The sequence below is a fragment of the Streptomyces sp. NPDC096310 genome (genome assembly GCF_044763125.1).
In the GTDB taxonomy this organism is placed as follows: Bacteria; Actinomycetota; Actinomycetes; order Streptomycetales; family Streptomycetaceae; genus Streptomyces.
This window is the reverse complement of record NZ_JBIWFO010000002.1, coordinates 100,730-120,042: the sequence shown is the minus strand read 5'-3', so window position 1 is coordinate 120,042 and position 19,313 is coordinate 100,730. Positions and strand designations below refer to the sequence as shown.

The 19,313-nt window shown below is 70.3% G+C and carries 21 protein-coding genes and 1 pseudogene; 16 read left to right on the top strand and 6 right to left on the bottom strand.

Features of this window, described 5'->3' with window-relative positions; all coding sequences use genetic code 11:
• The first annotated feature begins 61 nt into the window (after positions 1-61).
• From ACIQ7D_RS05885 to ACIQ7D_RS05875, 3 genes are all read left to right on the top strand, one after another.
• On the top strand, positions 62-589 hold the full coding sequence (locus ACIQ7D_RS05885; protein WP_403934028.1) for a YbjN domain-containing protein: 528 nt from the start codon (positions 62-64) through the stop codon (positions 587-589).
• Positions 590-705: 116 nt separating this feature from the next.
• Entirely contained in the window at positions 706-1,191 is a 486-nt protein-coding gene (locus ACIQ7D_RS05880; protein ID WP_403934026.1) for a prevent-host-death family protein, read from the top strand.
• A gap of 104 nt (positions 1,192-1,295) precedes the next feature.
• Positions 1,296-1,538 carry a hypothetical protein gene (locus ACIQ7D_RS05875; protein ID WP_403934024.1) on the top strand — a complete coding sequence of 81 codons (243 nt, stop codon included), beginning with the start codon at positions 1,296-1,298 and terminating at the stop codon, positions 1,536-1,538.
• A gap of 118 nt (positions 1,539-1,656) precedes the next feature.
• Here the strand turns inward: ACIQ7D_RS05875 and ACIQ7D_RS05870 are convergent.
• Positions 1,657-1,835, bottom strand: a pseudogene (locus ACIQ7D_RS05870) (DUF397 domain-containing protein); the annotation flags it as partial.
• A 350-nt stretch (positions 1,836-2,185) separates the two neighbouring features.
• Here ACIQ7D_RS05870 and ACIQ7D_RS05865 point away from each other — a divergent pair.
• The 3 genes from ACIQ7D_RS05865 to ACIQ7D_RS05855 all read left to right on the top strand — a co-directional run bounded on the left by ACIQ7D_RS05865 (position 2,186) and on the right by ACIQ7D_RS05855 (position 4,534).
• Entirely contained in the window at positions 2,186-2,602 is a 417-nt protein-coding gene (locus ACIQ7D_RS05865) for a TetR/AcrR family transcriptional regulator (protein WP_403934023.1), read from the top strand.
• A 78-nt stretch (positions 2,603-2,680) separates the two neighbouring features.
• The gene (locus ACIQ7D_RS05860) at positions 2,681-3,262 is read left to right on the top strand and encodes a TetR/AcrR family transcriptional regulator (protein WP_403934021.1); all 582 of its coding nucleotides are present in this window, start codon (positions 2,681-2,683) and stop codon (positions 3,260-3,262) included.
• 150 nt (positions 3,263-3,412) lie between these two features.
• Positions 3,413-4,534 carry an NADH:flavin oxidoreductase gene (locus ACIQ7D_RS05855; RefSeq protein ID WP_403934019.1) on the top strand — a complete coding sequence of 374 codons (1,122 nt, stop codon included), beginning with the start codon at positions 3,413-3,415 and terminating at the stop codon, positions 4,532-4,534.
• Positions 4,535-4,595: 61 nt separating this feature from the next.
• Here ACIQ7D_RS05855 and ACIQ7D_RS05850 read toward each other — a convergent pair whose 3' ends face one another.
• Both ACIQ7D_RS05850 and ACIQ7D_RS05845 read right to left on the bottom strand, forming a co-directional pair.
• Complete coding sequence (locus ACIQ7D_RS05850; protein WP_403934017.1) at positions 4,596-4,805, bottom strand: DUF397 domain-containing protein; 210 nt, start codon at positions 4,803-4,805, stop codon at positions 4,596-4,598.
• Positions 4,802-5,677 carry a helix-turn-helix transcriptional regulator gene (locus ACIQ7D_RS05845; protein WP_403934015.1) on the bottom strand — a complete coding sequence of 292 codons (876 nt, stop codon included), beginning with the start codon at positions 5,675-5,677 and terminating at the stop codon, positions 4,802-4,804. Before ACIQ7D_RS05845 ends, ACIQ7D_RS05850 begins: the two co-directional genes overlap by 4 nt.
• A 160-nt stretch (positions 5,678-5,837) precedes the next feature.
• On the opposite strand from ACIQ7D_RS05845, the gene ACIQ7D_RS05840 reads away from it, so the two are divergent.
• Both ACIQ7D_RS05840 and ACIQ7D_RS05835 read left to right on the top strand, forming a co-directional pair.
• Complete coding sequence (locus tag ACIQ7D_RS05840; protein ID WP_403934013.1) at positions 5,838-6,320, top strand: ATP-binding protein; 483 nt, start codon at positions 5,838-5,840, stop codon at positions 6,318-6,320.
• A gap of 215 nt (positions 6,321-6,535) precedes the next feature.
• On the top strand, positions 6,536-7,630 hold the full coding sequence (locus ACIQ7D_RS05835; protein ID WP_403934011.1) for a helix-turn-helix domain-containing protein: 1,095 nt from the start codon (positions 6,536-6,538) through the stop codon (positions 7,628-7,630).
• On the opposite strand, the gene ACIQ7D_RS05830 is transcribed toward ACIQ7D_RS05835, so the two are convergent.
• A complete protein-coding gene (locus ACIQ7D_RS05830; RefSeq protein ID WP_403934009.1) occupies positions 7,557-9,704 on the bottom strand; it encodes a tetratricopeptide repeat protein in 2,148 nt (715 codons plus the stop codon). The two genes, ACIQ7D_RS05835 and ACIQ7D_RS05830, sit on opposite strands and share 74 nt — an antisense overlap.
• Before the next feature lie 8 nt (positions 9,705-9,712).
• Entirely contained in the window at positions 9,713-10,135 is a 423-nt protein-coding gene (locus ACIQ7D_RS05825; protein ID WP_403934007.1) for a hypothetical protein, read from the bottom strand.
• A gap of 226 nt (positions 10,136-10,361) precedes the next feature.
• Between ACIQ7D_RS05825 and ACIQ7D_RS05820 the strand changes: the two genes are divergently transcribed.
• Positions 10,362-10,631 (top strand): hypothetical protein, encoded by a 270-nt coding sequence (locus tag ACIQ7D_RS05820; protein WP_403934005.1) that lies wholly within the window; start codon positions 10,362-10,364, stop codon positions 10,629-10,631.
• Complete coding sequence (locus tag ACIQ7D_RS05815) at positions 10,624-11,235, top strand: DUF6879 family protein (protein WP_403934003.1); 612 nt, start codon at positions 10,624-10,626, stop codon at positions 11,233-11,235. The genes ACIQ7D_RS05820 and ACIQ7D_RS05815 overlap by 8 nt, the downstream gene beginning before the upstream one ends.
• Positions 11,236-11,334: 99 nt before the next feature.
• On the opposite strand, the gene ACIQ7D_RS05810 is transcribed toward ACIQ7D_RS05815, so the two are convergent.
• Positions 11,335-12,486 (bottom strand): pyridoxal phosphate-dependent aminotransferase, encoded by a 1,152-nt coding sequence (locus tag ACIQ7D_RS05810; protein ID WP_403934001.1) that lies wholly within the window; start codon positions 12,484-12,486, stop codon positions 11,335-11,337.
• An 899-nt stretch (positions 12,487-13,385) separates the two neighbouring features.
• Between ACIQ7D_RS05810 and ACIQ7D_RS05805 the strand changes: the two genes are divergently transcribed.
• The 6 genes from ACIQ7D_RS05805 (at position 13,386) to fbaA (ending at position 19,277) form a co-directional block, all read left to right on the top strand.
• Positions 13,386-13,922 (top strand): DUF2617 family protein, encoded by a 537-nt coding sequence (locus ACIQ7D_RS05805; RefSeq protein WP_403933999.1) that lies wholly within the window; start codon positions 13,386-13,388, stop codon positions 13,920-13,922.
• 36 nt (positions 13,923-13,958) lie between these two features.
• Positions 13,959-15,572 carry a polyamine aminopropyltransferase gene (locus ACIQ7D_RS05800; RefSeq protein ID WP_403933997.1) on the top strand — a complete coding sequence of 538 codons (1,614 nt, stop codon included), beginning with the start codon at positions 13,959-13,961 and terminating at the stop codon, positions 15,570-15,572.
• A gap of 124 nt (positions 15,573-15,696) precedes the next feature.
• Positions 15,697-16,605, top strand: a complete 909-nt coding sequence (locus ACIQ7D_RS05795) for an SRPBCC family protein (RefSeq protein ID WP_403933995.1) — start codon at positions 15,697-15,699, stop codon at positions 16,603-16,605.
• Positions 16,606-16,614: 9 nt separating this feature from the next.
• On the top strand, positions 16,615-17,439 hold the full coding sequence (locus ACIQ7D_RS05790) for an aldose 1-epimerase (protein ID WP_403933993.1): 825 nt from the start codon (positions 16,615-16,617) through the stop codon (positions 17,437-17,439).
• A gap of 77 nt (positions 17,440-17,516) precedes the next feature.
• Complete coding sequence (pyrE, locus tag ACIQ7D_RS05785; protein ID WP_403933991.1) at positions 17,517-18,053, top strand: orotate phosphoribosyltransferase; 537 nt, start codon at positions 17,517-17,519, stop codon at positions 18,051-18,053.
• Between the two features lie 192 nt (positions 18,054-18,245).
• Positions 18,246-19,277: a class II fructose-bisphosphate aldolase gene (fbaA, locus tag ACIQ7D_RS05780; protein WP_403933989.1), complete on the top strand. Its 1,032-nt coding sequence runs from the start codon at positions 18,246-18,248 to the stop codon at positions 19,275-19,277.
• Positions 19,278-19,313 lie beyond the last annotated feature (36 nt).

Here is a 19,313-nt window from a genome sequence, read left to right as displayed (position 1 = left end):
CTTGCCAGGGACCGCCCGGGATGGGAGAGGATGGCAGGAACCGTACGAAGGGAAATACACGGTGAGCATCGACCCGTCCTCGATTCCGAATTTCGGGGGACAGCCCCAACCGCAGGGTGAAGGACCGGCGGGCCCCGTCGTCCCCGACCAGGATCTGGTCAAGCAGCTCCTGGAACAGATGGAGCTGAAGTACGTCGTCGACGACGAAGGTGACCTCGCGGCTCCCTGGGAGGAGTTCCGTACCTACTTCATGTTCCGTGGCGAGGAGGACCAGCAGGTCTTCTCGGTGCGGACGTTCTACGACCGGCCGCACCCCATCGAGGACAAGTCCAGGATCCTCGACGCGATCGACGACTGGAACCGCCGCACACTGTGGCCCAAGGTCTACAGCCACATCCACGAGGAGGGCGACGGGCCGCCCACCGTGCGGCTCATCGGCGAGGCCCAGATGCTGATCGGCATGGGGGTCAGCCTGGAGCACTTCGTGTCGTCGACGGTGAGCTGGGTGCGCGCCTCGATCGAGTTCGACAAGTGGCTCGTGGAACAGTTCGGCCTGGAGCCCGGGGACGAGAAGCCCGAGGACGTCTGAGACCGCGTCCACGGTTCAGTGCGAAAGCCCGGCCCGGGCAGTGGGCCGGGCTTTTTGCGTGGGAGGGGTAAACCCTCTCTGTGGAAATCAGAGCGTGGTCTGAGTACAGTCTGAGTATGAGTGTCACGCATCTTGCAGCAGAGCAGGAGTCCGTCTCCTTCACCGACCTGTCCCGGAACCCGAAGGGTGTCGCAGCGAGGGCTGCGGTCTTGGGGCAGCTCCGCGTCACGCATCGGGATGCCCCGGACATGGTGCTGACGACAGCCGTGCGGGCGGAGCATGCCGAGGAGAATCTGACCACCGCGTCGCGGCTTTTCCTCGCCCTGATGAAACAGGACGACGGAGCGAAGTCGCTCCTGCTCGCGCTGCCAGAGGTATTCCCCTGGGTGCGGCATCTCGACCCGGAAGAGGTAAGGGCTTTCACCGTCGAGCTCCTTGAATCGCTGTCCGATGCCGCTGAGCTGGGGGCCGGAGAGGCCGTGCACCGCGCCATCGTTTCCTGGCGCGCCACCGCCCGCATCAACGCCGACCCTGAACAGCTCATGGAGTCGCTGCGCCCTCTCGACGGCGACAACCACGGTCAGGTCGAGGTGCGCGGGTGAGCCCGAAGAAGGGGGATCGGGTCAGTGTCCCTCCGCTGAGCGGCTGAAACGTTGTCTTCGGGACGACGGAGGCGGTGACAGGGTGGGAGCAACTCTGTCAAGCGGTGCTGTCGAACGCGCACCGCTGTCTGGACGCGCTGCGTACCGACCCCCGGTCCCGATCCAACTGGAATCGCCAGCATCAGCTCCGAGGGAGGCATGCGACCAAGGAGTGGAAGGGATCCGAGCTGGAGCAGTGGGAGTACGAGATCACCAGCGGTGGCAGGGTGCGCTACCTGGTCAGCCCGGAAACGTCGACGGTGATCCTTGTGTACGCCTCGCCCAGGCATCCGAAGGACACCGAGTGAGCGCGACCGTTGACGAGGCTCGATGACTTGCTCTGGGCCGTACTCCCATGCGCCTCGCGCACGGGTTGCACCGGCGCGGGGCGCGTGCGTGTGCCCTTGAGGGGCAGCCCGCCTGGGTGTACGTCACGAAGTTCGCCCAGGCGCGGGGTACGAGTGCCAGGTGGGAGCCCTCGATGTTCATGGAGTCGCGGATGTGGACCGTGCCGGGGCGGTGGCGATCTCGACGCAGGACTCGCCGTTGGTGCCGCCGCTGTAGCTGCTCTTGAACCACGTCAGTTCGGAGGCCGTCTCGTCAATAGGGCCTCGTTTCCGATGAGTTCATCATCGCGCGCGTGGTCTCGGACTGGACGCCCATGCCGGCGACCCGGACACCGCTCGCCGCCTGTGGACCGTCTCCGAGGAACTGACCGGTGTCGCCTTCCCCACGCGACTGCACGCGACGGCCGCCCAGGCATGAACACGCGGCTATGACCGCGAACTGCGTGGAGGGGGCGTACCGGTCCACGGCGCCGGTCCGGCGGAGTGAACGCGCGGTCGGGGCGAGCTCGCGGACCCGGCCGCACGTACCTCGGTGACCTGTGCCTCGATCCTGGCGCGCGGATCCGTTCCGGTTACGCCGGCTCGTCGCACACGGAGTAGCGATCACCTTGTCCCACCTTCGCGCCGCCCTGCTGACCCGCGCCGAGCAGGCGCTCAAGGGGAAAGGGCCGGGCGAGCTGTCTCTGCGGGAACTGGCCCGGGATCTGGGGGTCAGCCCCGGCGCGCCCAGCCGCCACTTCAGCAGTAAGAAGGCTCTGCTGGACGCGCTGGCTCTGGAAGGGTTCGAGCGCCTGCGGGCGGTGCTGACCGCTGCCCAGGCCGAGGCGGAAGCCTCCTTCGTCGGCCGGCTGACCGCGCTCAGCCGCGCCTACCTGGGCTTCGCCGCCGCCAACCCGGCCCTGCTGGACCTGATGTACTCGGTCAAGTACGACCCCACCGCCTCCCCCGAACTGGCCGCGGCCTCACAGCGGCTTCCTGCCCTGGCCGCCCGGCTCGCGTTCGCTCTGCGCGGCTGCGCGCCGTAGGTGCGCTGACTGGTATCGCGCAGTCGACCGGCCGGCACGCCACCGGATCGGACAGATCTGTCTGATAGTCTCTGGGGCATGAGGACCACCTCCCCGCGGCTCACCGCCCGCGAGCGGATTCTGAACACAGCCTGCGAGCTCTTCTACACCCACGGCATCCGTGCCGTCGGTGTGGACCGGGTGATCGCAGAGTCCGGCGCGGCGAAGTCGACGCTGTATGTCCATTTCCCCGCGAAGGACGATCTGATCGCGGCCTATCTGCGGCGGTGGGACGACAAGTGGCGCGGCCAGTTGCGTGCGGCGGCGCTGCAAGCCGGGGACACGCCCCGGGTGCAGCTCATCGGCGTGTTCGACGCGCTGAATCCATCGCTTGAGGAGCAGTGGTACCGCGGCTGCCCGTTCATCAACGCCGCGGCCGAGTTCGAGCCGGGCACCGTCCCTCACGCCGTGGCCAGAGAGCACAAGCAGGCCGTACGGGCGTGGATTCGGGAACTGGCGCACGCCGCCGGAGCCGACGACCCCGATGGGCTGGCACGTCAGCTCACGCTGGTGATCGACGGTGCGCTCGCCAACGAGCGGGTGGAGCGGTCCTGCGCGGTGGCAGCCGGCGCCAGGGAGGTCGCCCGGCTGCTGATCGAACGGTCCTGCCCGCCTGACTGAGAGTGAGCCGCCTCATGGCGGTTTCACGACCACCTCATAAAACAGACCTGTCTGTTCGATTCGGAGCTTGAGCGAACCCACCTGAGCGCTCATGCGCCGTCCTGGCACCTTCTCGAAACCGCCATTCCTACTGCACAAGGAGCATTTCCCGTGACCCTCAGCACTCCCTCGGCCCGCGCGGCTCAGGCCCTCTCGCGCCCCTTCACCCTGGGCGGAGTGACGCTCGCCAACCGCATCGCCATGGCGCCCATGACCCGGGGGTTCGCTCCCGGCGGCGTGCTCCATCCGGCTGTGGCCGAGTACTACCGCCGCCGGGCGGAAGGCGGCGTCGGCCTGATCATCACTGAGGGCACCTATGTCGACCACGCGTCGGCCGGGCTGAGCGGCCAGGTGCCGTACTTCCACGGCGAAAAGGCGCTTGCCGCCTGGGCCCGGGTGGCCGACGAAGTCCATCAGGCCGGCGGGCGGATCATGCCGCAGCTGTGGCACGTCGGCATGGTCCGGGTGCAGGGGGCCCCGCCCTTCCCGTACGCCCCCGCGATCGGCCCTTCCGGAATCCGCAACGACGGTATACGCGGCGGCCAGGCAATGACCCAGAACGACATCGAAGCCGTGGTCGCGGCCTTCGCCGACGCGGCCGCCACCGCCGAACGTCTCGGCTTCGACGGCATCGAACTCCACGGAGCGCACGGATACATCATCGACGAGTTCCTCTGGAGCGGCACCAACCACCGTACTGATCCCTACGGCGGTGACCCGGCCTCCCGGGCCCGGTTCGCCGCCGAGATCGTGGCCGCCTGCCGCCAGGCCGTCTCCGCAGACTTCCCCATCATCTTCCGCACCTCCCAGTGGAAGATGGGCGACTACGGGGCCAAGATCGCCGACACGCCGCAGGAACTCGAAGCACTGCTCACCCCGCTCGCCGAGGCGGGCGCGGACGCCTTCCACTGCTCTACGCGGCGCTACTGGCTGCCCGAATTCGACGGCTCGGACCTCAACATGGCCGGCTGGGCGAAAAAGGTCACCGGCAAGCCCAGCATCACCGTCGGCTCCGTCGGGCTCGACACCGACGTGTTCGCCACCGACCGAGGCGCACAGGCCGCGGTCACCAGCATCGACCGACTGATCGACCGGCTCGAACGCGACGAATTCGACCTCGTCGCCGTCGGCCGCGCCCTGCTCGCCGACGCGCAATGGGCCCGCAAGGTTCTCACCCAGCGCACCGACACCCTCATCCCCTTCACCCCCGAAGCAGCCAACACCCTCCGCTGACCCTGCCCCGGCCCGTGGTCAGCACGGTGCAGGCCCTGCGCGGGCACGTGCCGTTACGGGGTCAGCCCGCCTGGGTGTACGTCACGAAGTTCGCCCAGGCGCGGGGTGCGAGTGCCAGGTGGGGGCCCTCGATGTCCTTGGAGTCGCGGATGTGGACCGTGCCGGGGGTGGTGGCGATCTCGACGCAGGACTCGCCGTCGTTGCCGCCGCTGTAGCTGCTCTTGAACCACGCCAGCCCGGAGGCGTCCCCGGCAGTGGTCTTGCGGATCATGTTTCTCCCAGCAGTTGCTCGATGAAGGCCAGCGACTCCCCTGGCGAGAGTGCCTGAGCCCGGATGGTGCCATACCGCAGCTCAAGGATGCGCAGGTGTTTGGGTTCGGAGATCGGTCGGCCGTTGAACGCGCCGTCGGAACGCCCCACGGCCGTACCGTCCGCGAACTTCAGCATCTCAATCCTGCCGTCCAGACCGGAGTGCGTGTGGCAGTTCATCGGCATCACCTGAAGCACGACGTTGTGCAATCGGCCCGCTGCCAAGAGGCGTTCGAGCTGTTGACGCCACGCCATTGTGCCCCCAATAGGGCGCCGCAGGACCCCTTCTTCCAGGACGAAGCTGAGCGCTGGAGCCGGGTCGCGTTCGAAGATCGATTGCCGGGCCAGACGAGCCGCCACCATGCGCTCCACATCGTCCGGCGAGTACGGCGGCTGCGCTGCCCCGATCACGGCTCGTGCGTGTTCGGGTGTCTGCAACAGCCCGGCGATGATCTGGCATTCGTACAGACCGATCTCGACCGCCTTGGCCTCCAGTAGGCCCAGCTCCCGCACCCTCTTCGGGTACCGGACCTTTTTCACGTCCTCCCACGTCGCCGCGATGAGCCCGCCCGCCCCCAACACCTCGTCGGCCTTGTCCAGGTAGTCCTCCCGAGGGATCCGCTTGCCGCCCTCGATCTTGTAGACCATGTCCTCGCCGTAGCCGACCGCCTTCCCGAACTCGGCGGCCCGCATCCCCGCCCGCTCCCGCCGCAGCTTCAACTGCCTTCCCACCGTGGTGATGACGGCCACGCCCCACTCGTCGTCCGGGTCCACCTCCCACCCCGGTTCGTCCGCGTCGTCCCTGGGTCGTGCCGCCTCGCCGTCCACCGACATCCGTACTCCTCCGTCATGCCGCGCCGTCCCTCGGCGCCCTCGCCCTACCCGTAGGAACCGCTCGGACAGCCACGACAGCACCGGACAAGCGCCGGACAGTGACCGTACGCAACCGTCCCGTCACCCATCAGAGTAGGCAGGCTCGGCCACTCTGAGTGATGTGAATCAGGAAAAAGCCGAGAACACGGCCCAACTCGACCGCTCCACCCCCGCCTTCAGCGTGCTGCTTTCCTCCACGCCACGGGGCGCCCGGCTCGCTCGTCTGCTCGCGGAGAGTCAACTCCGTGACTGGGGGCTGCCGTCGGATCCGGGCCGCCTGCTCGTGGCCGAACTGGCGGCCAATGCCGCGAGCCATGGCCGGGTGGCCGGGCGGGACTTCCGGCTCACGTTGCGTCTCGCCCGTGACGTTCTCCATATCGAGGTCGCGGACACGCGCCGGGAACGCCTGCCCGTGCTGCAACGGCCGCCCGTGGACGCCGAGTCGGGCCGTGGCCTGGTGCTCGTGGACGCGCTGGCCGATCGGTGGGGGGTGACCGAGGGGCTGTTCCCGCGCAAGACCGTCTGGGCGGAACTGCGCCTCATGCGACCGGAACCCGGTGCGCCGGGTTCCGGTGGTGCCGGTGGTCTTCCCCAAGGAACGTGAGGAGAAAGAAACCCACCAAGCCCCACCCCACCCGCCCGTCGCTCACTCTTGCGCTCAGACTCACTCGGGCGGGTGAACTACCCCGGTTCGGCTGGATTTCGTGTCCCCCGACTGCCTTACGCTCAGCGAGACAACCGCAGACATGCGTCGGCCCCCGGCCGGGACTAGCGATCCCGATCGAGGGCCTGACCACCGAGGAAGTAAGAGGCTTCCCGATGGATACCCGAAACACTAGCGTGCCCTCGCACGCCCCGTCAGCCGTACCCGACGGCCGACGCCCCTTACGGGCGAAGGCGCGTCCCCGTGTTCGCCCCTCGGCTGCGCATCCCTCCGGCGTCGTCCACGACAACGCCCGCCACACCACCCGCTTCACGGTGGTCGGCAACCATCTCGCCCAGCATGACGAGCTGTCGCTGGTCGCGATCGGTCTCGCCGTGCACATCCAGTCGCTGCCCGCCGGAGCCCGCGTCGACATCAAGACCCTGGCCAACCGCTTTCCCGAGAGCCCGGAGCGCATCGCCGGCGGACTGCGCGAACTGGAAGCCCATGGCTATCTGCGCCGACCTCGCGAGCGCACCCCCGCCGGTCGCATCGTCACCCGTACGATCTCCTGCAATCAGCCTGCGACGGCCCGGCACCGTACGACCAACACGCCTACACCCACGCCCACGCGCACCGCCAGGCCCGTCTCCCTGGTTCGCGAGGCGGGCCCGGAGCGCACGGGCCCCGAGAGCACCCGGCCCGAGCGCACGCGGCCCGCGCCGGTCCGGAAGAAGCGGCCCCTGCCCGCCGTACCCCAGCCCTCAGGCTCCTCCCCGGATCTGCTCCGGGCGGCCACGGAGGTCCTGGCCGACGTACGTGCCCTCGACCCCCGGCTGCACCTCTCCGCCTGCGACACGGCGCACCTGGCCCCCGGCGTCGCCGCCTGGCTGGAGCGCGACGTGGAGCCCGCCGCCGTGTGCCACGCCCTGGCCGGTGACCTGCCGCCCGAGGGGCCACGTCGCCCGGCCGCCCTGCTGGCCTACCGCCTGGTCGCCCAGCTGCCACCTCCGCCCCCGTTCCGCGCACCGGCGGCTTCGGAACCCGTCCGGCACCCTCTCCAGAACTGCGACCACTGCGACCGCGCCTTCCGCGCCCCGGAACCAGGCCGCTGTGGAGACTGCCGACCGGCCGGACCAGAGGCGGCCCCGGTCCGCGCCGAGGAGCCGTACCGGACGCCGCGCGCGGACGGCCCCGTCACCCCGGCGGCCGGGGTGGTCGCCACCGGCCGGATCTCATCTCTTCCAGCAAGTCCCGACTCACCACGGTGAAGTGGTGCTCCGTGCCCAGGCTGCGCTCGCGTCCGGCGACGACTTCGGCCATGAGCTCAGCTCCGGCGTCCGCCCGCCCCAGCGCTGTCCGCGTCTGAGCGTGGAGCTGGCGGGCCGCGAGGACGGCCGGGTAGGCAGGTCCCAGCACTCGTCGGTAGTCCTCGACAACCTGGCGGATCTCGTCGTCGGCCACCTGGTAGTGGCCGAGTACGAACTGGGCGCGGGCGTGGTTGTGCCGCGCGCCCAAGGTGACGGCGTGGTCAGGTCCCAGGTGCAGGGCACAGGTCTGCGGCAGCGCCAGGAACGTCTCGTCGGCCGCGGCCTCGGTCGCGATCTCTTCCGCGGTGAGCATCGCCAGCAGGCTGACGCGCGAGCGCAGAGTCGTGGGATGCCAGGGCCCCAGCGTGGTCTGCCGGCCCGCCACGACCGACCTGAGGAGCGTGACGGCTTCTTCACGTCTGCCATGGTTGCCGAGGACGAGTTGCAGTCCTTGGCCCGTGTCCAAGGTGTCGGGGGCGTCGGCTCCGAACAGTCTGGACTGTGTGGAACGGACCCGGCGGAGCAACGGTTCCGCCTCCGCGTACCTTCCCAGCCGGAAGAGCGAGCGGCCCGTCCTGGCGTAGGCGGCGAGTACCAGCCGGTGCTCCTCGCCGAGCGTCCGTGCCGCGAGCGTGGCCGCCGCACTGGCGGTCTCCCAGGCGGACAGATAGTCCCCGGTGCGGTGGAGAGCCGTGGCGAGGCGCGTGGCGACGTCCAGCGCGCCGGCGGCGTCGGACGGTTCAGCGGTCTTCCGCAGGAGAGCGAGGGCATGCGGTGCGAGCAGTCGCAGCCGGGGATCGTACGGTCCGGCCGCAGGGATCGCGGGCACGGCCGCGTCCAGCAACCGGACGGCTGTCGTGTCGAGTACGGGGAGATCCGCCGGAGGCGTCGCGGCGGCGACCGTGTCGAGAAGCACTCCGTGGCTGTGCGCGCACCACAGGCCGCCGAGGTCGACCAGTTGGGTCAGCGAATGATCGACCAGCGCCCGCAGGGCGGTCTCGGTGCGCGCCAAGGGGAGGACCGCGTTGATCTCCGCGCCGTTCAGGACGGAGAGGGGCAACGGCTCGGGTGCCAGTCGGGAGAGCAGCCTCAACAGGGAAACCGGCTGTGGCCGTCCGCGCTCCTCGAACGAATCGAGGGTGAGCTGCCACGTCCGGCCCACCAGATGCCGAGGATCCTCCTCCGTCAGGGCATCCGCGCCCTGGTCGATGAGCTCCACCGCTTCGTCTTCTTCGAGCCGCCGTCCGTAAAGGTCCATGGACCAGGGATCGATGACCTGATGGGCCAGGAACCCGCCCGCGAGCGTCAGTGCCAAGGGCAGCCGTCCCAGCCTCTCCGCGACCTCCGCCGCTTGCTCCATCGTGCCTCTGTGGGGCGCGAGATCGCACAGCACGCGGGCGGCGTCCTCACGGGGAAGCACACCGATGTGCTGCAATTCGGCGCCCGGCCACCAGCGGGCCGCCGCACTGCGGGTGGTGACGAGCACAGTGCCGCGTGGGCTGCCGCGCAGCCAGCTTCCGTCGCGGAGGACCGCAGGGTCGTCGGCGTTGTCGAGTACCAGGAACCAGGGCTCGGGCGATCGGTCCAGGTAGTGCCAGACGAGATCCGCCGCAGGGCGATGTCCCTGGTGGGCGGCGAGCAGTTCGCTGTCACGTGCGCCCCGGTCCGCCGCGGCCGCGAGCATGCCGGCCCGGAGGGCGGCCCGGTCGGCGGCGTTGACCCACAGGCCGACCCGCCCGTACTCCCCGGTGGCGATGTCGAAGAACGCCTGGGCGACCGCGGTCTTGCCGCAGCCTCCCATGCCGTGCAGGACGTACACCTCGGCCCCTCGGCCCGAGGTGAGGCCCTCCCGTAAGCGCGTCAACACCTCGCTGCGGTCACGCAGGGCCACGGGCGTATGTCCGACCGCCGGGCGGCGGACGGAATCGGGTCCGCCCGTGGCGGCGGGACCGTAGCTCCCGTAGTGGTGTTCGGTGATGTGCTGGTCGCCTGTCGTCTGGTACACGCGGCCTTCGCCGTGGGCGCGACCGTCCATGTCACCGCTCATCGTTCGGTGATGTGCTGATCTCGCCCGGCCTGGTAGACACGGGCACGCCCGGAGGCGGTGGCACGTTGCGTGACGGACGTGACTGATGTGTCCGCCGTCGACGCCGGCGGGGAGATCTCGTCCAGCAGCCGCCGTAACTCCGCAGCGGCCTCGGGGTGCCCGACAAGCAAGCGCCGTAGCCTGCCCTGCCATTCGGCACGCACCTCGCTCAGTACCACCTGGTCGTCGGCCACGGTGGCTGCGCGTACCTCCGAGTACCCCGCGTCCAGTTCGGCGGTGACCGCTTCGGCGCGCTCGGGGTGCGCGCGTCGCCACAACTGGACGAATCCCTCGCGGGCTGCCTGCCAGGCGTCGGTCGCCATCAAGGTGACCAGCGTGGCTGCACCGCTCTGAGCGAGTGAACCGATCTCCGGATCCATGCGTCTCCCCCCGAACCAGGCGGCTCGGCGACAACTTTACGTAGGGAACACGCAGGCGTCGACACCACGATTCGGGTTGCTCACGGGTTCCGGCCGACTACGAGTCCATCCGTGTGCCAAGGTTCGAAATGGCCTGTTGCTTTCGAAGCACGTACGAAATTCGATCGAGGTGGTGGCGTGCGGTGCTAGCGTTGCTTCGTTCTGGCTCTGACAGAGGGAGGCGGCTGTGGCGAGACCATGGGAAGCAGATCCGGAGACGGCATTCCTGCGGCGGATCGGCAAGTCACCGCAGGAGTTGGGAGTCACCTCGGACACCCCCGACTGCCCCGACATGTGGGAGCTGGACAACGGTGATGTCGCCGTCATCGGGCGGGACTTGTCGAGTTCTCTCGGTGCGAAACTGCCTGCCGGGGTGTCGATCGGTCCCGATGAGCGACTCGTGGTGATTCCCCGGAGCATGCTCATCGCGGCGAAGCCGGACATTCCCAGTGTTTGATTCATTTCCCCAGGGGATTTCGACACGTCTGGACCGCCCCCACTATCACGAGGAGTACTACCGCGCCCTCAAGAGTGGAATTGGGCACCTCAACAAGCTGGAGCGTGGCCAGAATTTCAAGGAGCGCGGCTTTTCGAGCTGGGAGGCATTCGCGGCCGGACGCTGGGACGAGGCGCTCTCGCTCATCGAGGAGAAGCGCGACGCCTATGTCCGGCAGGTCGGGGAAGTGGGCCGGCTCGGAGTGCTGCAGCGCCGCCTCCGCGTGGTGGAATTCCCGGTGACGCCCTACGTGCAGTGGGAACTGCATGTGCTCCGCCTGCGCGTCGAGGTGGGGGACCGGATCCGTCTGCTCGACGCCAGGACGATCGCGGACATCGAGAAGCACCGCGAGGTCCCCGAGGTGGTGATCCTCGGCGACGTCGCCATGTTCGAGGTGCGGTACGACCACGACGGGAACGCGGCGGGGGCCCGTCACTACACCGACGCGGAGCTGATCGCGGAGACCTCGGCCGGTTTCGACGAGCTCTACGCACGGGGAGAGGGATACGCCGACTTCTTCGACCGCGAGATCGCCCCGCTCCCGCCGCCGATCGTCACTCCCTGAGCCGGGGGCCCGGGACGTTCGTGGCCGGAGCTGCGGGGGCGGCCCTGACCCGGCCGGTAGGCCGGGATCTCCGGTGGAGCCTGGCCGTTCGCCGGGCGATCAGGACGACAGGGCCCGCAGGCGGCTGATGGCCTCTTCGAGGACGGCGGTGCGTTTGCAGAACGCGAAGCGTACGAAGGGCGCGCCTTCCTTCTGGTGGTCGTAGAAGACCGCGTTCGGGACCGCGACTACCCCGCACCGCTCCGGAAGCGCGCGGCAGAAGGCGAAGCCGTCGGTCTCGCCGAGGGGGCGGAGGTCCGTGGTGACGAAGTAGGTGCCCGCCGGGCGGTAGACCTCGAAGCCGGCTGTTTCCAGGCCCGCGCAGAGCAGGTCGCGCTTGGTGCGGAGGTCGGTGCGCAGGTCGTCGAAGTAGCTCTGGGGGAGCCGTAGGGCCTCCGCGATCGCGTACTGGAACGGGCCGGAGCTGACGTACGTCAGGAACTGCTTCGCCGAGCGCACCGCCGTGACCAGGGCGGGCGGGCCCGTCACCCAGCCCACCTTCCAGCCGGTGAACGAGAAGGTCTTGCCGCCGCTGCTGATCGTCAGGGTGCGCTCCCGCATGCCGGGGAGGGTGGCGATCGGCAGGTGTGTGCCGTCGAAGACCAGGTGTTCGTAGACCTCGTCGGTGATGACCAGCAGATCGCGTTCCACGGCGAGCGCGGCGACGGCGGCCAGTTCGGCGGGGCTGAGGACGGTGCCCGTGGGGTTGTGCGGGGTGTTGAGGAGGAGGATGCGGGTGCGGTCGGTGATCGCGTCGCGCAGTTCGTCGAGGTCGAGGTGGTACGCGCCGTCGCGGGGGCGCAGCGTGACCGGGACGCGGGTGGCGCCCGCCATGCCGATGCAGGCGGCGTACGAGTCGTAGTACGGCTCCAGGGCGATCACCTCGTCGCCCGGGCCGGCCAGGGCGAGCAGTGCGGCGGCGATGGCCTCCGTGGCGCCCGCGGTGACCAGGACCTCGGTGTCGGGGTCGTACGTCAGGCCGTACCGCAGGCGCTGGTGGTCGGCGATCGCGGTGCGCAGTTCGGGGATGCCGGGGCCGGGCGGGTACTGGTTGCCGCGGCCGTCGCGCAGTGCCCGTACCGCCGCCTCCCTGACGGCCTCGGGCCCGTCGGTGTCGGGGAAGCCCTGGCCGAGGTTGATCGCTCCGGTGCGGGCGGCCAGGGCCGACATCTCCGCGAAGATCGTGGTGCCGCCGAGCCAGTCTTTGGTCATGGCGGCCATCCTGCGCCGAACCTCTGGACTTGCTCAAGTCGGCTTTGGGCGGCGGACACCGGGGGACAACCTGATGCACGCACGTCAGTGCGAGGTCCGCCGCCCCGGGGTGGTGCGGCCTCGCTTCGGGGGAACGCTCGGGGGACACCCGGGGGACAGTGAGGACGGTGAGGCCCATGCTCGGCGTGGGAGTGGTGGTGGTTCTGGTCGCGGTCGCGTTCGTCGGCGTCGTGTCGAGTGTGCGCAGCGGCACGGACAGGCGACGGCCGGGGACGGCCGGCGGGAAGAAGTCGCGTGGCGCGGCGAACGCCCGGAACGCGGCGCGGAACCGGCGTACGGCGCGGCCCTCGCCCTCGCCGTCGCTGTCGAAGAAGCGGCCCAGGGGCTCGAAGCGTCGTTCCTCCGACGGCAGTTGGTGGGCCGGCGGTGGTGGCGCGGCCGGCGGTTCCGGCGGGTGCGGCTCGGACGCCGGGCACTCGTCGTGCGGCGGCGGTGGACACTCGTCCTGCGGCGGAGGCGGGTCCTCCTGCGGTGGCGGCGGGGGCGGGGGATGCGGCGGAGGCAGCTGACACGGGGCGGCTGGTTTGCCGCTGAGAGGCTGAGAGACAGGTCCCGCGGAGCGTTCGCCTCCGCGGGGCCTTTCCGTTCGGCCCGGCGGGGACGGTGGTGCCGGGATTGGTTGAACAGTTGAACCCCTGGGCCCCCTAGGGGATGGAAACCCCGTCAAGTTGGGTAAAAACACTGTGAGCGTCGCGTACTTCGTGATTCCCTCCCTCTTGAGAGCTTCCAGCCCTCGGACCTGATATGGCGCCGAGCGGGCGATCTCCTCCACGAGTTCCGTAGCTCTCCGTCCGGGACATCCCCGGTCCACCCGTCAAGCGTGTTTGCGGAGCCGACCCATGCTCACCACCCTCAATACCGCCTACACCGACACCCGCGCGGCTGATCTGGCCTGGGAGTTGGGCCGGGAGCCGGTTCCCGCCCTGGCCGTCCTGGATCTCGATCTCGCCGGTGCCGGGCTTCAGTTGAGACTGCTCGGCGCCTCCCACCAGGTGATTCTTGAGGAGCGGGGAGGTGCGTGCTCCGAGACCGTGGCCTGTATGCCGGACAGCAGCACGCCCCTGCCGCTCGGTGTGTCCAAGCGCCTCGGGGAATGGGAGTACGAATTCGCCGCGCGCGTCGAGACGCTGTCGCGCAATTCGTTCGCCGGCCGTGCGCAGGAACTGCTCGCCCTGGTCGCCGACCACCCGAACGGCCTAGCGGGGACGTTCCCCGGGGCCCCGAACGCCTTCACCGCGATGCTCGCGCAGCGCGACGAGAGCCATGTCCGGTGGCTCACCTGGCACGCGTACCCCCAGGAGGGGCGCCTGGTGGTAACCCGGACACGTATCAGGGTCCGTATGCCTGCGGCGCGGGAAATTCAGCCGTGTGGGTGACAAACCGCAATGAATTCGTGACGTAGCGTTACGGGTATGATCCAGCAGCCCGTGTCGTCGCCGCCCCAGGTCGAGACACGGCTGCCCGTGCGCGCGGGTGCGGGGCGGTTCCTGATCCTCTCCGTCGTCTTCGTGTGCGCCGCGTGCGGACTGGTGTACGAGCTGGAGCTGGTCGCGCTCGCCTCGTATCTGATCGGGGACTCCGTCACCCAGGCGTCCGTGGTCCTCTCGGTGATGGTCTTCGCGATGGGCGTCGGCTCGCTGCTCGCGAAGCGGCTGCGCTGCCGGGCGGCCTTCGGCTTCGGGCTGCTGGAGGCGGCGCTGGCGCTGCTGGGCGGCTGTTCGGCGCTCGTGCTGTACATGAGCTTCGTGTGGGTGGGCGAGTCGCGGTACGCGCTGGTGGGCTTCTCGCTGGCCATCGGTGTGCTCATCGGGGCCGAGATCCCGCTGCTCATGACGCTCATCCAGCGGTTCTCCCGGCAGGACGCGGAGGGGACGGTCGCCGACCTGTTCGCCGCGGACTACGTGGGCGCGCTCGTCGGCGGGCTCGCCTTCCCGTTCCTGCTGCTGCCCTGGCTCGGACAGCTCACGGGCGCGCTGGTGACGGGCGCGGTCAACGCGGTGGCGGGCGCCGCGCTCGTGCTGTGGCTCTTCGGGCGCGATCTGACGCGGCGGTCGCGGCGGCTGCTGCTGGCGGTCAATGTGCTGGTGCTCGCGGTGCTGGCCACGGCGGCGGTGGAGGTCGACGACTTCGAACGGGCGGCGCGGCGCGCGCTCTACGGCGACGGGGTGCGGGTCGCCCTGCACACCGACGTCCAGGAAGTGGTGCTCACGGGGGCGGGCGAGGGCGGCGAGCCGCTGGAGCTGTATCTGGACGGCCGGCTGCGGGTCAGCGGGCGCGACGAGTACCGGTACCACGAGGCGCTGGTGCACCCCGCGATGCGCGGGCCCCACACGCGCGTGCTGATCCTCGGCGGGGGCGACGGGCTGGCCGCGCGCGAGGTCCTGCGCTACCGGGACGTCCACACGGTCACCCTGGTCGAGCTGGACCCGGGCGTCGTCCGGCTCGCGCGTACGGACCCGGCGCTGGCGGAGCTGAACGGACACGCGTACGACGACCCGCGGCTGCGGGAGGTGTCGGCGGACGCGTTCAGCTGGCTGCGGGAAGCGGAGCGGGCCGGCGCGGGCGCGTACGACGTGGTCATCTCGGATCTGCCCAACCCCGGCATCACTGCGAGTACGAAGCTCTACTCCGCGGAGTTCTACGGGCTGGCCTCGCGCGTCCTCACCCGGGGCGGGCGGCTGGCGGTCCACGCGGGCTCGCCCGCGACCGACCCGCGTACGTACTGGACGGTGGACGCGACCCTGCGCGCCGCCGGGTTCGGTACGACGCCCTACCGCGCCAGGGGCGGCCCGTCCGGCTTCGCGGCGGGGCCGGACCGGGTGAAGGACGGCAGACCGGAGGCGAGCGACTGGGGGTTCGAGCTGGCGGAGGTGGGCGCGCGGCCCGTGCTCGGACTGGCGCCGGACGCGCCGCGGCTCCGGTCGCCGGCGCGAGCGCTGCTGGCGGCGGGGCGGCGGGGGGTGGAGCGTACGAGGGTGGCGGGGCTGCCGCCGTCGACGCTGGTGCATCCGCGGTACGGCGGGTAGGGGGAGAGGGACGGTGTGAGAGAGGGCGTGAGAGAAGGGGTGGGTGCTGTGGTGTGGGGGTGTTGTGCGTGGTGTGGGGCAAAGGGGCTGCCTCGGCGGCGACCTCTGAGTAGGCTCGGTGTCCATGGAGCATGAGGTGTTCGTTCCGGTTTCGGCAGAGACTCTTCGGCAGACGCTGCGGGACCCCGCCCAGGTCGCCCGGTGCGTGCCAGGGCTCCAGCAGGACGCCGACGCGTCGGCCGGGCCGCTCTCCGGGCGGCTCAAGATCCGTATCGGCGGCCATACGATCACCTACCGCGGCGCGCTGACGCTCGCGGAACGGGACGGGCGGTTCGAGGCGGAGGCAGAGGGCACGGAGGTCCGGGGCTCCGGTTCCGTCAAATTCACGCTGACGATCGGGCTGACGGACGCCCCCGGCGGTACGACGGCCCGGTTCACCGGCGGCGCGCGTGCGGACGGCCGACTGGCCGAGCTGGACGCCGGGACGGTGACGGCGGCGGGGCAGCGGCTGCTGGACCGCTTCGCCGCGCGGCTGGGGGAGGAGTCGGCCCCGGAGGACTCCCCTGGTGCCGAGGCCGAGGCCGAGGCCGGCTCGCCGCCTGCCTCGGACACGGGCGCCGACGACGAGAAGGGCCCCGGCTCGGACAAGGGCCCCGGCTCGGACGCGGACGCTGCCTCGGATGCGGGCTCCGCCGACGACACGGGCGCCGACGCTGACGAGGTCGCCTCCGTCTTCGACGTCGAGGTGCCGCCGTCCCCGCTCGACGGGGCCACCGCCTCCGGCGAGGGCGACTTCAAGATCCCCGACGTCCCCTTCGAGGAGCCGCCGGCCGAGGCCGCGCACGCCAGGCGGACCATGATCGGGCGCAGCGCCGAGGAGGTCGACCACGCTCCGCCGCGCGGCCGGTACGCCCCCGTGCCCGCACCCGACGCCGTCGACGGCGGTGGCGCGCTGCGCTGGATCGCGCCTGCCGCCGCACTCGCGCTCGCCTCCGCCGTGGTGGTCGGCCGCGCGCTGCGGCGGCGCAAGTAGTGTCGGAGTGTGAGTAGCAGCGAAGAGAGCATCCGACTGGCGGCGGGCGACGCCGAGTTGACCATCACTCCGGCGAACGGCTGCCGGATCAGCAGTCTGCGCATCGGTGGGACGGAAGTGCTGCGCCAAGGGGAGCGGTACGGCTGCTTCCCGATGGTGCCGTGGTGCGGCCGGATCGAGCACGGACAGTTCCGTAACGGCGGGGTGCTCCACCAGATGCCCCTGAACTCCCCGCCGCACGCCATCCACGGCACCGGCAGGGACACGGCGTGGCGCACGGTGCGGGCGGGCGGGAGCGAGGCGGCGTTCACATACGACCTGGTCGAGCCCTGGCCGTACAACGGGCTGGTGACGCAGATCGTGGAACTGGCCCCGGACTCGCTGACCCTCCGGCTCGGGGTGGAGACGTACGCCACGTCCTTCCCCGCGCAGGCGGGCTGGCACCCCTGGTTCCTCCGCACCCTCGGGGGCGGCGAGCTGGGCGACGGTACGGCGGAGGGCAGCGGTGTGAAGCTCGACTTCGCCGCCGACTGGCAGGAGGAGCGCGGCTCCGACCACCTTCCCACCGGCCGCCGGGTCCCGCCGCGCCCCGGCCCCTGGGACGACTGCTTCGGGATGCCGGACGGGGTGGCCGCCACGCTGACCTGGCCCGGTCAGCTCGAACTCAAGGTCACCAGCCCCGCCGAGTGGGCCGTGATCTACGACGAGCAGGCCGAGGCGGTCTGTGTCGAGCCGCAGTCCGGCCCGCCGAACGGGCTGAACACCGCGCCCCGGCTGGTCACCCCGCTGGAGCCGCTGGAGATGGTCACCACCTGGCGGTGGCGACGGCTCTGAGGCCGAGGCCTGAGACCCGAGGCCCGGGGGCCCGAGGACCGAGGACCGGTGGGGAGGGACGGCTTAAGCTCATGGGCATGACTGACGTACGGGCTGAGCTGCTCCAACTGATCAAGGACAAGGCCGTGGTCCACGGCAAGGTGACCCTCTCCTCGGGGATCGAGGCCGACTGGTACATCGACCTGCGCCGGATCACGCTGGACGGTCACGCCGCGCCGCTGGTCGGTCAGGTCATGCTGGACGCCACCGCCGAGCTGGACTTCGACTGCGTGGGCGGGCTGACGCTGGGCGCCGACCCGGTGGCGACCTCGATGCTGCACGCCTCCGCCGCGCGCGGGCAGCGGCTCGACGCGTTCGTCGTCCGCAAGGCGCAGAAGGCGCACGGCCTCCAGCGCCGGATCGAGGGCACGGAGGTCAAGGGCCGGCGTTGCCTGGTCGTCGAGGACACCTCGACCACCGGCGGTTCGCCGCTGACGGCCGTCGAGGCGGTACGGGAGGCCGGTGGCGAGGTCGTCGCCGTCGCCGTCATCGTGGAGCGCGGCGCCGCCCCGGCCGTCGAGGCGGCCGGGCTGCCCTACCTGAACGTCTACGCACTGGCCGAGCTGGGGCTCTGACCTGGGGATTCCCGTCGGCTCCGGTGGCCGTCGGCCGTTTCACGTGAAACGGCCGACGGAGGCCCGTGCGGCACTCACCGTGATACTCACCGTGGACCTCACGGGAGAGTCTGGAAAGATGGGGCCGACGACGATGTCGCCCCCAGGTCAGGGACAAGCACCTCACACCCGCACATCACAAGGAGCGGCCCGATGCCCATCGCAACCCCCGAGGTCTACGCCGAGATGCTGGACCGGGCGAAGGCAGGCAAGTTCGCCTACCCGGCCATCAATGTGACCTCGTCCCAGACCCTGCACGCCGCGCTGCGCGGCTTCGCGGAGGCCGAGAGCGACGGCATCATCCAGATGTCGACCGGTGGCGCTGAGTTCCTGGGCGGTCAGTACAACAAGGACATGGTGACCGGTGCGGTCGCGCTCGCCGAGTTCGCGCACATCGTCGCCGCCAAGTACGACATCACCGTCGCGCTGCACACCGACCACTGCCCCAAGGACAAGCTCGACGGGTATGTCCGCCCGCTGCTCGACGTCTCCGCCGAGCGCGTGAAGGCCGGCCGGAACCCGCTCTTCCAGTCGCACATGTGGGATGGCTCCGCCGAGACGCTGGCGGACAACCTGTCCATCGGTGAGGAACTGCTCGCCCAGGCCGCCGCCGCCAAGATCATCCTTGAGGTCGAGATCACCCCGACCGGCGGTGAGGAGGACGGCGTCAGCCACGAGATCAACGACGAGCTGTACACGACCGTCGACGACGCGCTGCGTACGGCCGAGGCGCTGGGCCTGGGCGAGAAGGGCCGCTACCTGCTGGCCGCGTCCTTCGGCAATGTCCACGGTGTCTACAAGCCGGGCAACGTCGTGCTCCGGCCCGAGCTGCTCAAGGACCTCCAGGACGGCGTCGGCGCCAAGTACGGCAAGGCCGCGGGCAGCCAGCCGTTCGACTTCGTCTTCCACGGCGGCTCCGGCTCCACGGCCGAGGAGATCGCCACGGCGCTGGAGAACGGCGTCGTGAAGATGAACCTCGACACCGACACCCAGTACGCCTTCACGCGGCCGGTCGCGGACCACGTGCTGCGCAACTACGACGGCGTGCTGAAGGTCGACGGCGAGGTCGGCTCGAAGAAGACGTACGACCCGCGCACCTGGGGCAAGCTGGCCGAGGCCGGCATGGCGAAGCGCGTCACCGAGGCGTGCGCCGCACTGCGCTCCACGGGCACCAAGATCAAGTAGGTCCAGGCGCGTCGGGCCCGGCACCGTGACCACGAC

Coding starts and splice junctions, on each gene's coding strand:
- ACIQ7D_RS05860 (WP_403934021.1), top strand. CDS start 2,681: ATGAGGACCACCTCCCCGCGGCTCACCGCCCGCGAGCGGATTCTGAAC.
- ACIQ7D_RS05880 (WP_403934026.1), top strand. CDS start 706: ATGAGTGTCACGCATCTTGCAGCAGAGCAGGAGTCCGTCTCCTTCACC.
- ACIQ7D_RS05845 (WP_403934015.1), bottom strand. CDS start 5,677: ATGTCGGTGGACGGCGAGGCGGCACGACCCAGGGACGACGCGGACGAA.
- ACIQ7D_RS05800 (WP_403933997.1), top strand. CDS start 13,959: ATGATCCAGCAGCCCGTGTCGTCGCCGCCCCAGGTCGAGACACGGCTG.
- ACIQ7D_RS05810 (WP_403934001.1), bottom strand. CDS start 12,486: ATGACCAAAGACTGGCTCGGCGGCACCACGATCTTCGCGGAGATGTCG.
- ACIQ7D_RS05830 (WP_403934009.1), bottom strand. CDS start 9,704: ATGGACGGTCGCGCCCACGGCGAAGGCCGCGTGTACCAGACGACAGGC.
- fbaA (WP_403933989.1), top strand. CDS start 18,246: ATGCCCATCGCAACCCCCGAGGTCTACGCCGAGATGCTGGACCGGGCG.
- ACIQ7D_RS05825 (WP_403934007.1), bottom strand. CDS start 10,135: ATGGATCCGGAGATCGGTTCACTCGCTCAGAGCGGTGCAGCCACGCTG.
- ACIQ7D_RS05795 (WP_403933995.1), top strand. CDS start 15,697: ATGGAGCATGAGGTGTTCGTTCCGGTTTCGGCAGAGACTCTTCGGCAG.
- ACIQ7D_RS05805 (WP_403933999.1), top strand. CDS start 13,386: ATGCTCACCACCCTCAATACCGCCTACACCGACACCCGCGCGGCTGAT.
- pyrE (WP_403933991.1), top strand. CDS start 17,517: ATGACTGACGTACGGGCTGAGCTGCTCCAACTGATCAAGGACAAGGCC.
- ACIQ7D_RS05850 (WP_403934017.1), bottom strand. CDS start 4,805: ATGATCCGCAAGACCACTGCCGGGGACGCCTCCGGGCTGGCGTGGTTC.
- ACIQ7D_RS05835 (WP_403934011.1), top strand. CDS start 6,536: ATGGATACCCGAAACACTAGCGTGCCCTCGCACGCCCCGTCAGCCGTA.